Below are 14,412 nucleotides of genomic sequence, written 5' to 3'. Positions count from 1 at the left end.
GGAGGGCGCCTCATCGGCGCCCCTTTCGCATGTTCCACCCATTTGTATCCAGGAAGAAGCAGCCATCGTGTCTGACCCGAACCTGAACGACGACGCCGAGCCCACGGCGAGCGCCGTCGAGTCCGCCGAGGACGAGCTCGACATCGTCGAGGCGGCGGATGCCGTGGCCCCGGACCAGGTCGAAGCTGCTGACGCCGCCGCGGGCGAGCCCGCCGAGCAGGACGCCGTGCACGTCGAGTCCGACGAGGAGGCGGAGGCCGAGGAGGCCGCCGCCGATGAGGACGAGGACGCCGCCGGATCCGACGAGTCCGACGAGGAAGAGGCCGAGCCGGCCGCCCCCGTCGACGCCGTCACCGCCCTGCGCGAGGAACTGCGCGGCCTTCCCGGCGAGTGGTACGTCATCCACACGTACGCCGGTTACGAGAAGCGCGTGAAGGCCAACCTGGAACAGCGCGCCGTCTCGCTCAACGTCGAGGACTTCATCTACCAGGCCGAGGTGCCCGAGGAAGAGATCGTCCAGATCAAGAACGGTGAGCGGAAGAACGTCCGTCAGAACAAGCTCCCGGGATACGTCCTGGTGCGCATGGACCTGACCAACGAGTCCTGGGGTGTTGTCCGCAACACGCCCGGTGTCACCGGCTTCGTGGGCAACGCCTACGACCCGTACCCGCTGACCCTGGATGAGATCGTCAAGATGCTCGCCCCCGAGGCCGAGGAGAAGGCGGCTCGCGAGGCTGCCGAGGCCGAGGGCAAGCCGGCTCCGGCCCGCAAGGTCGAGGTCCAGGTGCTGGACTTCGAGGTGGGCGACTCGGTCACCGTCACCGACGGACCGTTCGCGACGCTGCAGGCGACGATCAACGAGATCAACGCCGACTCGAAGAAGGTCAAGGGCCTCGTCGAGATCTTCGGTCGCGAGACCCCGGTCGAGCTGAGCTTCGACCAGATCCAGAAGAACTAGCGGGTTCCGCCAGCTTCCGGACACATGCCTACCGAGCAGGTCAGACCGGCTTCGCAGCTGGTCTGACCTGCTCGGTTTTTGGTCGCGCAGCTATACCCGTTATCGTTGTGCGGTATGCCTCCATCCGGATGACCGGAATGGCGGCGAAACACTCTCACTAGGACCCGGAGAGAGCAATGCCTCCCAAGAAGAAGAAGATCACGGGGCTTATCAAGCTCCAGATCAACGCCGGTGCGGCCAACCCGGCACCGCCGGTCGGCCCCGCGCTGGGTCAGCACGGCGTCAACATCATGGAGTTCTGCAAGGCCTACAACGCCGCGACCGAGTCGCAGCGTGGCATGGTCGTGCCGGTGGAGATCACGGTCTACGACGACCGCTCCTTCACCTTCATCACGAAGACTCCGCCGGCCGCCAAGCTGATCCTCAAGGCCGCGGGCGTGGAGAAGGGCTCCGGCGAGCCGCACAAGACCAAGGTCGCCAAGCTCACGGCTGCCCAGGTCCGCGAGATCGCCACGACGAAGCTCCCCGACCTGAACGCCAACGACCTCGACGCCGCGTCGAAGATCATCGCTGGCACCGCCCGTTCCATGGGCATCACGGTCGAAGGCTGAGTCAGCCCCTCAAGCCCTCAGTGGTAGGACCAAGCGCTGGTCCGCACCACGACTCCACACTCTGAACCCACAGGAGTAGAAGTGAAGCGCAGCAAGAACCTCCGCGCTGCGGACGCGAAGATCGACCGGGAGCGTACGTACGCCCCCCTCGAGGCCGTCCGTATCGCCAAGGACACCGCCGCCACCAAGTTCGACGGCACCGTCGAGGTCGCGTTCTGCCTGGGTGTCGACCCTCGCAAGGCCGACCAGATGGTCCGTGGCACCGTGAACCTCCCGCACGGCACCGGCAAGACCGCCCGGGTCCTGGTCTTCGCGACCGGTGACCGTGCTGCGGCCGCGGAAGCCGCGGGCGCCGACATCGTCGGCGCCGACGAGCTCATCGACGAGGTGGCGAAGGGCCGTCTGGACTTCGACGCCGTCGTCGCCACGCCGGACCTCATGGGCAAGGTCGGCCGCCTGGGCCGCGTGCTCGGTCCGCGTGGTCTGATGCCGAACCCGAAGACCGGCACCGTCACCCCCGATGTCGTCAAGGCTGTCAACGACATCAAGGGCGGAAAGATCGAGTTCCGCGTCGACAAGCACTCGAACCTGCACTTCATCATCGGCAAGACGTCGTTCGATGACACCAAGCTGGTCGAGAACTACGGCGCGGCGCTGGAGGAGATCCTCCGTCTGAAGCCGTCCGCCGCCAAGGGCCGCTTCATCAAGAAGGCGACCATGAGCACGACGATGGGCCCCGGCATCCCGCTGGACGCCAACCGCGTGCGCAACCTCCTCGTCGAGGAGGACCCGGCCTCCGTCTGAAACTGACGGCTGTCGCGGACCGCGTGACCAGAAGCCGTCCCCCGCCGCTCTCCGGAGCGGCGGGGGACGGCTTTTTTTCATGGGCCGGCTGTCAGTGGGGTGCGTTACGGTTCAAGAGTTCGCAAACAAAACAAGGGGTGGGGCATGAGTATGTCGGCATGGAGGCGCGCGGGCGTTTCGCTGACCGTCGCGGTCGTGATCGCTGGTGTCGCCGGCTGCCAGGGCGGGGAGAAGAAGCCGGCGGCCGGGGCACCGAAGGCGGAGAGCCGGTCGGGGGCGGCGGTGACGCAGATGCTGACGGCGGCGTACAAGAAGACCGCTGCCGCCAAGTCGGCCAAGGTGCGCCTGACGATAGAGATGCCGGCCGCCACCGAGGGCGGCACGATGGAGATGTCCGGCACGATGGGGTGGGGCCCCACCGTGATGGACATGACCATGAAGGGCGAGGCGTTCCAGGTCTCTCCGGACGCACCCGAGCAGATCCGTATGGTCATGGTGGACGACGTCATGTACATGGACATGGGCGCCGAGGCCTCCGCGGAGATGGACGGCAAGCGCTGGATGAAGATGGACTTCGCCGCCATCGCGGAGGCGTCCGGTGACGCGGGTGTGCAGAAGCAGATGACCCGCGGCATGGAGGACATGAACCAGGACCCGGCCCAGCAGCTGGCTCTGCTCCTGGAGTCCCCGAACCTCAAGCACGTGGGTGCGGAGAAGGTCGGCGGCGTCGAGACGCAGCACTACAAGGGCTCGCTCTCGGTCGACGAGATGCTGACCGCCAACGAATCGCTCGACGTCCTCACGGACAAGGAGCGCGAGTCCCTGCTGGCCAGTGTGAAGAAGTCCGGGATCAAGGGCTACGACACCGAGGTCTGGGTCAACGAGGACGGCTACCCGATGCGGATGAACGTCGGCATGGACAGCCCTCAGGGTGAGATCACGATGGTGGCCGACTACTCGGACTACGGGACCGACATCGCTGTCACGGCCCCGCCGGCGAACGCGACCTTCGACCTGATGGAGATGCTGGAGGGGATCGGGCAGGGCGCGGACTCCACGACCACCTGACCGGCCGGTGCCGGCGAGGTTCACCTCGTTGGCCCGATTTGCCTGATCGGGATCCGGTCCCGTAGTCTCCACAGGAAGCCAAAGACCGCTGGTCGTTGCCGCGCTCTCGCAAGAGGGACGGTGACCGAAGGATCCGTCGAGAACGGACGACCTGCGCAGGTGACTGTGGAAAGCTCCCGGACCTCGTCCGGTCGAGCTACGCCCTGGCGCCTGCGCCGGGGCGTTTCGTCTTTCCCGGCCCCTTCTGAGCGGTCCTCATCACCCGGAAGGAGGCCGACGCTCATGGCAAGGCCCGACAAGGCTGCCGCGGTAGCCGAGCTGACGGACCAGTTCCGCAGCTCGAACGCCGCTGTGCTGACCGAGTACCGGGGTCTCACCGTGGCGCAGCTCAAGACGCTGCGTCGTTCGCTCGGTGAGAACGCCCAGTACGCCGTGGTGAAGAACACGCTGACCAAGATTGCGGCCAACGAGGCCGGGATCGACACGCTGGACGACCTGTTCGCAGGTCCGACGGCGGTTGCCTTCATCACCGGTGACCCGGTGGAGTCGGCGAAGGGTCTTCGTGACTTCGCCAAGGACAACCCCAACCTCATCATCAAGGGCGGTGTCCTTGACGGTAAGGCGCTGTCCGCCGATGAGATCAAGAAGCTCGCGGACCTCGAGTCCCGCGAGGTTCTGCTCGCCAAGCTGGCCGGCGCCATGAAGGGCAAGCAGACTCAGGCTGCGCAGCTCTTCCAGGCTCTGCCGTCGAAGTTCGTCCGCACCGCGGAAGCTCTTCGCGCCAAGAAGGCCGAGCAGGGCGGTGCCGGTACGCCGGCTCCCGCCGACGCCGAGGTGGCGGAGTAACACTCCGCGTCCACGGCTCGCAGCGGGCCCGTACGCCCGCCTACATATACATCCGGCACCTGCCGAATTAGTGGAAGGACGCCATCATGGCGAAGCTCAGCCAGGAAGACCTGCTCGCCCAGTTCGAGGAGCTCACCCTCATCGAGCTCTCCGAGTTCGTTAAGGCGTTCGAGGAGAAGTTCGACGTCACCGCCGCTGCCGCGGTTGCCGTCGCCGGTCCCGCCCAGGGCGGCCCCGCCGCCGAGGCCGAGGCCGAGCAGGACGAGTTCGACGTCATCCTCACGGCTGCCGGCGACAAGAAGATCCAGGTCATCAAGGTCGTGCGTGAGCTGACCTCGCTGGGCCTGAAGGAGGCCAAGGACCTCGTCGACGGCGCCCCGAAGCCGGTCGTCGAGAAGGTCGCCAAGGAGGCCGCTGACAAGGCTGCCGAGTCCCTCAAGGCCGCCGGCGCCTCCGTCGAGGTCAAGTGACCCTGCGAGTCGTCTGACTCCTCAGGACCCTCTCTGCCGCGAGGCGGGGATGTCACATCGCAAAGGGCGATCACCCATCCGGGTGGTCGCCCTTTGGCGTGCCCCAGGAGGCTGCCTTGAACTTCCGGCGGCGACGAGTAGGGTGATCTTCGCCGTGCGTCTCCCAGGGGGCGTCAACGGGCGTCCTGGGGGCCCAGGTGAAGATCGCCGGGGATCCGTCCCGGCCTCGGGGCCTTGACGAACCGCACGCGGCGCGCAATTCTCAGGACGCGTCGTCATCTCGATCCGGATCCGAGGCATGGATCGAGAACGAAGAGGGCAGTAAAGAAGAGCGCACCCCGCGCGAGGGCTATTCATAGGTGTTGAGAACAAGCTGTTGAGAGCAACGTGGGTCTCTGAGAACCCCGACTGGACATCAGTGTGCCGCTTGGCTACACTGACCCTTTGCGCTGCCTGTTAGCTGCCTCCTGCCCGTCACCAGGGGCATGCCCACGCCTAGCATCGATGACCGACCATTCCCTGACCTTGGGATTTCTGTCTCTGTGTGCGGCTTGGGGCCGGTACGCGCGTAGTGAGTCCGAGCCCTCGGAAGGACCCCCTCTTGGCCGCCTCGCGCAACGCCTCGACCTCGAATACGAACAACGGTGCCAGCACCGCCCCGCTGCGCATCTCTTTTGCAAAGATCAGGGAACCCCTCGAGGTTCCGAACCTCCTCGCGCTGCAGACCGAGAGCTTTGACTGGCTCCTCGGCAATGCCGCCTGGAAGGCTCGCGTCGAGGCTGCTCTGGACAGCGGACAAGACGTCCCCACCAAGTCCGGCCTGGAAGAGATCTTCGAGGAGATCTCGCCGATCGAGGACTTCTCCGGGTCGATGTCGCTCACGTTCCGCGACCACCGCTTCGAGCCCCCGAAGAACTCCATCGACGAGTGCAAGGAGCGCGACTTCACGTTCGCCGCGCCGCTCTTCGTCACGGCCGAGTTCACCAACAACGAGACCGGCGAGATCAAGTCCCAGACGGTCTTCATGGGCGACTTCCCGCTCATGACCAACAAGGGCACCTTCGTCATCAACGGCACCGAACGTGTCGTCGTGTCGCAGCTGGTCCGCTCGCCGGGTGTCTACTTCGACTCCTCCATCGACAAGACGTCCGACAAGGACATCTTCTCCGCCAAGATCATCCCGTCCCGGGGTGCCTGGCTGGAGATGGAGATCGACAAGCGCGACATGGTCGGTGTCCGCATCGACCGCAAGCGCAAGCAGTCCGTCACCGTTCTCCTGAAGGCCCTCGGTTGGACCACCGAGCAGATCCTCGAGGAGTTCGGCGAGTACGAGTCCATGCGCGCCACCCTGGAGAAGGACCACACCCAGGGCCAGGACGACGCGCTGCTCGACATCTACCGCAAGCTGCGCCCCGGCGAGCCGCCGACGCGCGAGGCCGCTCAGACGCTGCTCGAGAACCTCTACTTCAACCCGAAGCGCTACGACCTCGCGAAGGTCGGCCGCTACAAGGTGAACAAGAAGCTCGGCGCCGAGGAGCCGCTCGACGCCGGTGTCCTCACCAGCGACGACATCATCGCGACCATCAAGTACCTGGTGAAGCTGCACGCCGGTGAGCTCGAGACCGTCGGCGAGTCCGGCCGGACGATCGTCGTCGAGACCGACGACATCGACCACTTCGGCAACCGTCGTCTGCGTAACGTCGGCGAGCTCATCCAGAACCAGGTCCGTACGGGTCTCGCCCGCATGGAGCGCGTCGTGCGTGAGCGCATGACGACCCAGGACGTCGAGGCGATCACGCCGCAGACCCTGATCAACATCCGGCCGGTCGTCGCCTCCATCAAGGAGTTCTTCGGCACCAGCCAGCTGTCGCAGTTCATGGACCAGAACAACCCGCTGTCGGGTCTCACCCACAAGCGCCGCCTGTCGGCTCTCGGCCCGGGTGGTCTCTCCCGTGAGCGGGCCGGCTTCGAGGTCCGTGACGTGCACCCGTCCCACTACGGACGCATGTGCCCGATCGAGACCCCCGAAGGCCCGAACATCGGTCTGATCGGTTCGCTCGCCTCGTACGGCCGCGTCAACGCGTTCGGCTTCATCGAGACGCCGTACCGCAAGGTCGTCGACGGCCAGGTCACCGACGAGGTCGACTACATCACCGCCGACGAGGAAGACCGCTTCGTGATCGCCCAGGCGAACGCGACGCTCTCCGAGGACATGCGGTTCACCGAGCCCCGCGTCCTGGTCCGCCGTCGTGGCGGAGAGGTCGACTACATCCCCGGTGACGACGTCGACTACATGGACGTCTCGCCGCGCCAGATGGTGTCCGTCGCGACCGCGATGATCCCCTTCCTGGAGCACGACGACGCCAACCGTGCCCTCATGGGCGCGAACATGATGCGTCAGGCGGTGCCGCTCATCAAGTCCGAGGCGCCGCTCGTCGGCACCGGCATGGAGTACCGCTGCGCCACCGACGCCGGTGACGTCCTCAAGGCCGAGAAGGACGGTGTGGTCCAGGAGGTCTCCGCGGACTACATCACCGTCACCAACGACGACGGCACGTACACCACGTACCGCATCGCCAAGTTCTCGCGCTCCAACCAGGGCACCTCGGTGAACCAGAAGGTCGTCGTCTCCGAGGGCGACCGGGTCATCGAGGGCCAGGTCCTCGCCGACGGGCCTGCCACCGAGAACGGTGAGATGGCGCTCGGCAAGAACCTGCTCGTGGCGTTCATGCCGTGGGAGGGTCACAACTACGAGGACGCGATCATCCTGTCGCAGCGCCTCGTGCAGGACGACGTCCTCTCCTCGATCCACATCGAGGAGCACGAGGTCGACGCCCGTGACACCAAGCTCGGCCCGGAGGAGATCACCCGGGACATCCCGAACGTCTCCGAAGAGGTCCTCGCCGACCTCGACGAGCGCGGCATCATCCGTATCGGTGCCGAGGTCGTCGCCGGCGACATCCTCGTCGGCAAGGTCACGCCCAAGGGTGAGACCGAGCTGACCCCGGAGGAGCGCCTGCTCCGCGCGATCTTCGGTGAGAAGGCGCGCGAGGTGCGCGACACCTCGCTGAAGGTCCCGCACGGCGAGATCGGCAAGGTCATCGGCGTCCGCGTCTTCGACCGCGAAGAGGGCGACGAGCTGCCGCCGGGCGTGAACCAGCTGGTCCGCGTCTACGTCGCGCAGAAGCGCAAGATCACCGATGGTGACAAGCTCGCCGGCCGTCACGGCAACAAGGGCGTCATCTCCAAGATCCTGCCGATCGAGGACATGCCGTTCCTGGAGGACGGCACCCCGGTCGACATCATCCTCAACCCGCTGGGTGTCCCGTCCCGAATGAACCCGGGACAGGTCCTGGAGATCCACCTCGGCTGGCTCGCCAGCCGCGGCTGGGACGTCTCCGGCCTCGGTGACGAGTGGGCCAAGCGCCTGCAGGCCATCGGCGCCGACCAGGTCGCACCCGGCACCAACGTCGCCACGCCCGTCTTCGACGGTGCGCGCGAGGACGAGATCACCGGCCTCTTCGAGGCCACGATCCCGAACCGCGACGGCAACCGGCTGGTCCAGCCCTCGGGCAAGGCCAACCTGTTCGACGGCCGCTCCGGCGAGCCGTTCCCCGAGCCGGTCTCGGTCGGCTACATGTACATCCTCAAGCTGCACCACCTGGTCGACGACAAGCTCCACGCCCGTTCGACCGGCCCGTACTCCATGATCACGCAGCAGCCGCTGGGTGGTAAGGCGCAGTTCGGTGGGCAGCGATTCGGTGAGATGGAGGTGTGGGCCCTTGAGGCTTACGGCGCCGCATACGCCCTCCAGGAACTGCTGACGATCAAGTCCGACGACGTGACCGGCCGCGTGAAGGTCTACGAGGCGATCGTCAAGGGCGAGAACATCCCCGAGCCCGGCATTCCCGAGTCCTTCAAGGTGCTCATCAAGGAAATGCAGTCGCTCTGCCTCAACGTGGAGGTGCTGTCCTCGGACGGCATGTCCATCGAGATGCGTGACACGGACGAGGACGTCTTCCGCGCGGCGGAGGAGCTCGGTATCGACCTGTCCCGGCGCGAGCCGAGCAGCGTCGAAGAGGTCTGACGGGTTGGCCGGCCGGATCCCTGTGATCCGGCCGGCTCTCCCCGGACCCGTTCAGACCATTGCTGAAGTGCCCCGATTTCTCGCGTGAAGCGAGGGGGCTCGAACCCCCGAAAGAGGGATTGACGACAAGTGCTCGACGTCAACTTCTTCGACGAGCTGCGGATCGGCCTTGCCACCGCGGACGACATCCGGACCTGGTCCCACGGCGAAGTGAAGAAGCCGGAGACCATCAACTACCGCACGCTCAAGCCCGAGAAGGACGGACTCTTCTGCGAGAAGATCTTCGGTCCTACCCGGGACTGGGAGTGCTACTGCGGCAAGTACAAGCGTGTCCGCTTCAAGGGCATCATCTGTGAGCGCTGTGGCGTCGAGGTCACGCGCGCCAAGGTGCGCCGTGAGCGCATGGGCCACATCGAGCTTGCCGCTCCCGTCACCCACATCTGGTACTTCAAGGGCGTCCCGTCACGCCTGGGCTACCTGCTGGACCTCGCGCCGAAGGACCTCGAGAAGGTCATCTACTTCGCCGCGTACATGATCACGTTCGTCGACGAGGAGCGCCGCACGCGCGACCTCCCGTCGCTGGAGGCACACGTCTCCGTCGAGCGCCAGCAGGTCGAGAACCGTCGCGACTCGGACCTCGAGAACCGCGCCAAGAAGCTCGAGACCGACCTGGCCGAGCTCGAGGCCGAGGGTGCCAAGGCCGACGTGCGCCGCAAGGTGCGCGAAGGTGCCGAGCGTGAGATGAAGCAGCTGCGCGACCGCGCGCAGCGCGAGATCGACCGTCTCGACGAGGTGTGGAGCCGCTTCAAGAACCTCAAGGTCCAGGACCTCGAGGGCGACGAGCTGCTCTACCGCGAGCTGCGTGACCGCTTCGGCACGTACTTCGACGGCTGCATGGGTGCTGCCGCCCTGCAGAAGCGCCTGGAGTCCTTCGACCTCGACGAGGAGGCCGAGCGCCTCCGCGAGATCATCCGGACCGGCAAGGGCCAGAAGAAGACCCGTGCGCTCAAGCGCCTCAAGGTCGTCTCGGCGTTCCTGCAGACCAGCAACAAGCCCAAGGGCATGGTGCTCGACTGCGTGCCGGTCATCCCGCCGGACCTGCGTCCGATGGTGCAGCTGGACGGTGGCCGCTTCGCGACCTCCGACCTGAACGACCTGTACCGCCGTGTGATCAACCGCAACAACCGCCTCAAGCGTCTCCTTGACCTCGGTGCCCCCGAGATCATCGTGAACAACGAGAAGCGGATGCTGCAGGAGGCCGTCGACGCACTGTTCGACAACGGCCGCCGCGGTCGCCCGGTCACCGGTCCCGGCAACCGTCCCCTGAAGTCCCTCAGCGACATGCTGAAGGGCAAGCAGGGCCGTTTCCGTCAGAACCTCCTCGGCAAGCGCGTGGACTACTCCGCGCGTTCCGTGATCGTCGTCGGTCCGCAGCTCAAGCTGCACCAGTGCGGTCTGCCGAAGGCGATGGCGCTGGAGCTCTTCAAGCCGTTCGTGATGAAGCGCCTGGTGGACCTGAACCACGCGCAGAACATCAAGTCGGCCAAGCGCATGGTCGAGCGTGGCCGCACCGTCGTGTACGACGTCCTCGAAGAGGTCATCGCCGAGCACCCGGTGCTGCTGAACCGCGCGCCCACCCTGCACCGCCTCGGCATCCAGGCCTTCGAGCCCCAGCTGGTCGAGGGCAAGGCCATCCAGATCCACCCGCTCGTCTGCACCGCGTTCAACGCGGACTTCGACGGTGACCAGATGGCCGTGCACCTTCCGCTCTCCGCGGAGGCGCAGGCCGAGGCCCGCATCCTGATGCTGTCCTCGAACAACATCCTGAAGCCGGCGGACGGCCGTCCCGTCACGATGCCGACCCAGGACATGGTGCTGGGCCTGTTCTTCCTCACCACGGACGAGGAGGAGCGCAAGGTCATCGGTCAGGGCCGGGCGTTCGGTTCCACGGCCGAGGCGACCATGGCCTTCGACGCCCGCGAGCTCTCGCTCCAGGCGCAGGTGGACATCCGCTTCCCGGTGGGCACCATGCCGCCGCGTGGCTGGGTGCCGCCGGTCGCCGAGGAGGGCGAGCCCGAGTACCAGCCGGGTGACACCTTCCGGCTGCGTACGAGCCTGGGCCGCGCGCTCTTCAACGAGCTGCTGCCCGAGGACTACCCGTTCGTCGACTACTCGGTGGGCAAGAAGCAGCTCTCCGAGATCGTCAACGACCTGGCCGAGCGGTACCCCAAGGTCATCGTGGCGGCGACGCTCGACAACCTGAAGGCCGCGGGCTTCCACTGGGCGACCCGTTCCGGGGTCACCGTCTCTGTTGCCGACATCGTCGTCCCCGAGGCCAAGAAGGCCATCGTCAAGGGCTACGAGGAGCAGGACGAGAAGGTCCAGAAGCAGTACGAGCGTGGTCTGATCACCAAGGACGAGCGCACGCAGGAGCTCATCGCGATCTGGACCAAGGCGACCAACGAGGTCGCCGAGGCGATGAACGCGAACTTCCCGAAGACGAACCCCATCTTCATGATGGTCGACTCGGGTGCCCGAGGAAACATGATGCAGATGCGTCAGATCGCGGGTATGCGTGGTCTGGTGTCGAACGCGAAGAACGAGACCATCCCGCGTCCGATCAAGGCGTCCTTCCGTGAGGGCCTCACCGTTCTGGAGTACTTCATCTCCACGCACGGTGCCCGTAAGGGTCTGGCGGACACCGCCCTGCGTACCGCCGACTCGGGTTACCTGACCCGTCGTCTGGTGGACGTCTCGCAGGACGTCATCATCCGCGAGGAGGACTGCGGCACCGACCGCGGCCTGAAGCTGAAGATCGCGGTCAAGGGTGCCGACGGTGTCCTTCGCAAGACGGACGACGTCGAGACCTCGGTCTACGCCCGCATGCTCGCCGAGGACGTCGTCGTCGACGGCAAGGTCATCGCGCCTGCCAACGTCGACCTCGGTGACGTCCTGATCGACGCCCTCGTGGGCGCCGGCGTCGAGGAGGTCAAGACCCGCTCGGTCCTGACCTGTGAGTCCGCGGTCGGCACCTGTGCCTTCTGCTACGGACGCTCGCTCGCCACCGGCAAGCTGGTCGACATCGGTGAGGCGGTCGGCATCATCGCCGCCCAGTCCATCGGTGAGCCCGGCACCCAGCTGACGATGCGTACCTTCCACACCGGTGGTGTGGCCGGTGACGACATCACGCAGGGTCTGCCGCGTGTCGTCGAGCTCTTCGAGGCGCGTACCCCCAAGGGTGTCGCCCCGATCTCGGAGGCCAAGGGCCGGGTCCGGATCGAGGAGACCGAGAAGACCAAGAAGCTCGTCGTCACCCCGGACGACGGCAGCGAGGAGACGGCGTTCCCGATCTCCAAGCGTGCCCGTCTCCTGGTCGGCGAGGGCGACGCGGTCGAGGTGGGCCAGAAGCTCACCGTCGGTGCCACCAACCCGCACGACGTGCTGCGGATCCTCGGTCAGCGCGCGGTCCAGGTCCACCTGGTCGGCGAGGTCCAGAAGGTCTACAACTCGCAGGGTGTGTCGATCCACGACAAGCACATCGAGATCATCATCCGGCAGATGCTGCGCCGTGTGACGATCATCGAGTCCGGCGACGCGGAGCTGCTGCCGGGCGAGCTCGTCGAGCGCTCGAAGTTCGAGACCGAGAACCGTCGTGTGGTCACCGAGGGCGGTCACCCCGCCTCCGGCCGTCCGCAGCTGATGGGTATCACCAAGGCCTCGCTCGCCACCGAGTCGTGGCTGTCGGCGGCGTCCTTCCAGGAGACGACCAGGGTTCTGACCGACGCGGCGATCAACGCCAAGTCGGACTCCCTGATCGGCCTCAAGGAGAACGTCATCATCGGTAAGCTCATCCCGGCCGGTACGGGTCTGTCCCGCTACCGCAACATCCGGGTCGAGCCGACCGAGGAGGCCAAGGCCGCGATGTACTCGGCCGTCGGCTACGACGACATCGACTACTCGCCGTTCGGCACGGGCTCCGGCCAGGCCGTTCCGCTGGAGGACTACGACTACGGTCCGTACAACCAGTAAGCGGGTCGCTCGATACGACCGAAGGGCGGTCACCCCGTTGCGTACGGGGTGGCCGCCCTTCGGCGTGCCCGGCGCGGGGTCCCGCAGTCGCGTAGCGGGCCTCCCTGGGCCTCCACGCGGTGTGCGGGACCCCGGCGGGAGGCTGGGCGGGGCCGGGGGGAGGCGGGACGCGTAGGCGTCGCCCGGGAGTCCGGCCCCCAGCCGCTCCACGAGTCCGGCGGACACCGGCCCGGCGCTGCCGGCCACGGACGCGGCCGCGTCCCGTCCCTGCCGTCCTGCGGGGCCGGGCCCGGGGCTGTGTGCGTAGGGTGTCGGCGCGCGCTTCAGGCGCCCCGCGGCTGCGGGGAGGGCGTGCCGCTGCCCGCCGGAGACAGCCGCTTCCGGCCTGCGGCCCGTCCCTCGCGCGCCCGCGGTCCGCGCTCCGCGGCATTTGTTTTGACCCAGCTCCGTGAGGTAGGTACGCTCAAGCCTTGTGCCTGGAGTGTGCCTGGGCTCGGGTGCGTGTCCTCAACCGCATGGCGAGTCCGTAAGTGGCCACTGCAATCTGCGCTTTTCCTGCCTCACGGCAGGAGCTCGCAGTGTTCGACACACCCGACCGCGTGGGTCGGAGAGTGTTCCAGGTTAGTTTCACGAACGGCACACAGAAACCGGAGAAGTAGTGCCTACGATCCAGCAGCTGGTCCGGAAGGGCCGGCAGGACAAGGTCGAGAAGAACAAGACGCCCGCGCTCGAGGGTTCGCCCCAGCGTCGTGGCGTCTGCACGCGTGTGTTCACGACCACCCCGAAGAAGCCGAACTCGGCCCTCCGTAAGGTCGCGCGTGTGCGTCTGACCTCCGGCATCGAGGTCACGGCCTACATCCCGGGTGAGGGGCACAACCTGCAGGAGCACTCCATCGTGCTCGTGCGTGGTGGCCGTGTGAAGGACCTGCCGGGTGTTCGTTACAAGATCATCCGCGGCTCTCTCGACACCCAGGGTGTCAAGAACCGCAAGCAGGCCCGCAGCCGCTACGGCGCCAAGAAGGAGAAGTAAGAATGCCTCGTAAGGGCCCCGCCCCGAAGCGCCCGGTCATCATCGACCCGGTCTACAGCTCTCCTCTTGTCACCTCGCTGATCAACAAGATCCTGCTCGACGGCAAGCGTTCCACCGCCGAGCGGATCGTGTACGGCGCCATGGAAGGCCTCCGCGAGAAGACCGGCGCTGACCCGGTCATCACGCTGAAGCGCGCGCTTGAGAACGTCAAGCCCTCGCTCGAGGTCAAGTCCCGCCGTGTCGGTGGCGCCACCTACCAGGTGCCGATCGAGGTCAAGCCCGGTCGCGCCGCCACCCTCTCGCTGCGCTGGATCGTGGGTTACTCCCGCGCCCGTCGCGAGAAGACCATGACCGAGCGCCTCATGAACGAGCTGCTCGACGCCTCCAACGGTCTTGGCGCAGCTGTCAAGAAGCGCGAGGACACCCACAAGATGGCCGAGTCGAACAAGGCCTTCGCGCACTACCGCTGGTAGTCGCTTACCCCATCGAGACCGAGAGAAGATTGAGCC

10 protein-coding genes are annotated in these 14,412 nt (G+C 66.4%); all 10 read left to right on the top strand.

Translation table 11 applies throughout. The features are described from left to right. The first annotated feature begins 67 nt into the window (after positions 1-67). The 10 genes from nusG (at position 68) to rpsG (ending at position 14,376) form a co-directional block, all read left to right on the top strand. Positions 68-958, top strand: coding sequence for a transcription termination/antitermination protein NusG (nusG, locus tag AB0F38_RS11020; RefSeq protein ID WP_361890026.1), 891 nt, complete (start codon positions 68-70; stop codon positions 956-958). Between the two features lie 176 nt (positions 959-1,134). Next, entirely contained in the window at positions 1,135-1,569 is a 435-nt protein-coding gene (gene rplK, locus AB0F38_RS11015; RefSeq protein WP_361890023.1) for a 50S ribosomal protein L11, read from the top strand. An 81-nt stretch (positions 1,570-1,650) separates the two neighbouring features. Continuing rightward, positions 1,651-2,373, top strand: a complete 723-nt coding sequence (rplA, locus tag AB0F38_RS11010; protein WP_361890020.1) for a 50S ribosomal protein L1 — start codon at positions 1,651-1,653, stop codon at positions 2,371-2,373. Positions 2,374-2,517: 144 nt separating this feature from the next. Then, the gene (locus tag AB0F38_RS11005) at positions 2,518-3,441 is read left to right on the top strand and encodes a hypothetical protein (protein ID WP_361890017.1); all 924 of its coding nucleotides are present in this window, start codon (positions 2,518-2,520) and stop codon (positions 3,439-3,441) included. A 282-nt stretch (positions 3,442-3,723) separates the two neighbouring features. Then, positions 3,724-4,287, top strand: a complete 564-nt coding sequence (rplJ, locus tag AB0F38_RS11000) for a 50S ribosomal protein L10 (protein WP_329231821.1) — start codon at positions 3,724-3,726, stop codon at positions 4,285-4,287. An 86-nt stretch (positions 4,288-4,373) separates the two neighbouring features. Then, positions 4,374-4,757, top strand: coding sequence for a 50S ribosomal protein L7/L12 (gene rplL, locus AB0F38_RS10995; protein WP_031096333.1), 384 nt, complete (start codon positions 4,374-4,376; stop codon positions 4,755-4,757). Positions 4,758-5,358: 601 nt separating this feature from the next. Next, on the top strand, positions 5,359-8,844 hold the full coding sequence (gene rpoB, locus AB0F38_RS10990) for a DNA-directed RNA polymerase subunit beta (RefSeq protein WP_361890013.1): 3,486 nt from the start codon (positions 5,359-5,361) through the stop codon (positions 8,842-8,844). A gap of 129 nt (positions 8,845-8,973) precedes the next feature. Further along, positions 8,974-12,873 carry a DNA-directed RNA polymerase subunit beta' gene (locus AB0F38_RS10985; RefSeq protein ID WP_361890010.1) on the top strand — a complete coding sequence of 1,300 codons (3,900 nt, stop codon included), beginning with the start codon at positions 8,974-8,976 and terminating at the stop codon, positions 12,871-12,873. Between the two features lie 658 nt (positions 12,874-13,531). Continuing rightward, positions 13,532-13,903: a 30S ribosomal protein S12 gene (rpsL, locus tag AB0F38_RS10980; RefSeq protein ID WP_003948652.1), complete on the top strand. Its 372-nt coding sequence runs from the start codon at positions 13,532-13,534 to the stop codon at positions 13,901-13,903. A 2-nt stretch (positions 13,904-13,905) separates the two neighbouring features. After that, positions 13,906-14,376 carry a 30S ribosomal protein S7 gene (gene rpsG / locus AB0F38_RS10975; protein WP_014154599.1) on the top strand — a complete coding sequence of 157 codons (471 nt, stop codon included), beginning with the start codon at positions 13,906-13,908 and terminating at the stop codon, positions 14,374-14,376. Positions 14,377-14,412 lie beyond the last annotated feature (36 nt).

Source organism: Streptomyces sp. NPDC025273 (assembly GCF_040638585.1).
GTDB lineage: Bacteria > Actinomycetota > Actinomycetes > Streptomycetales > Streptomycetaceae > Streptomyces > Streptomyces cinereorectus.
This window is presented reverse-complemented; position numbering and strand designations above follow the sequence as displayed.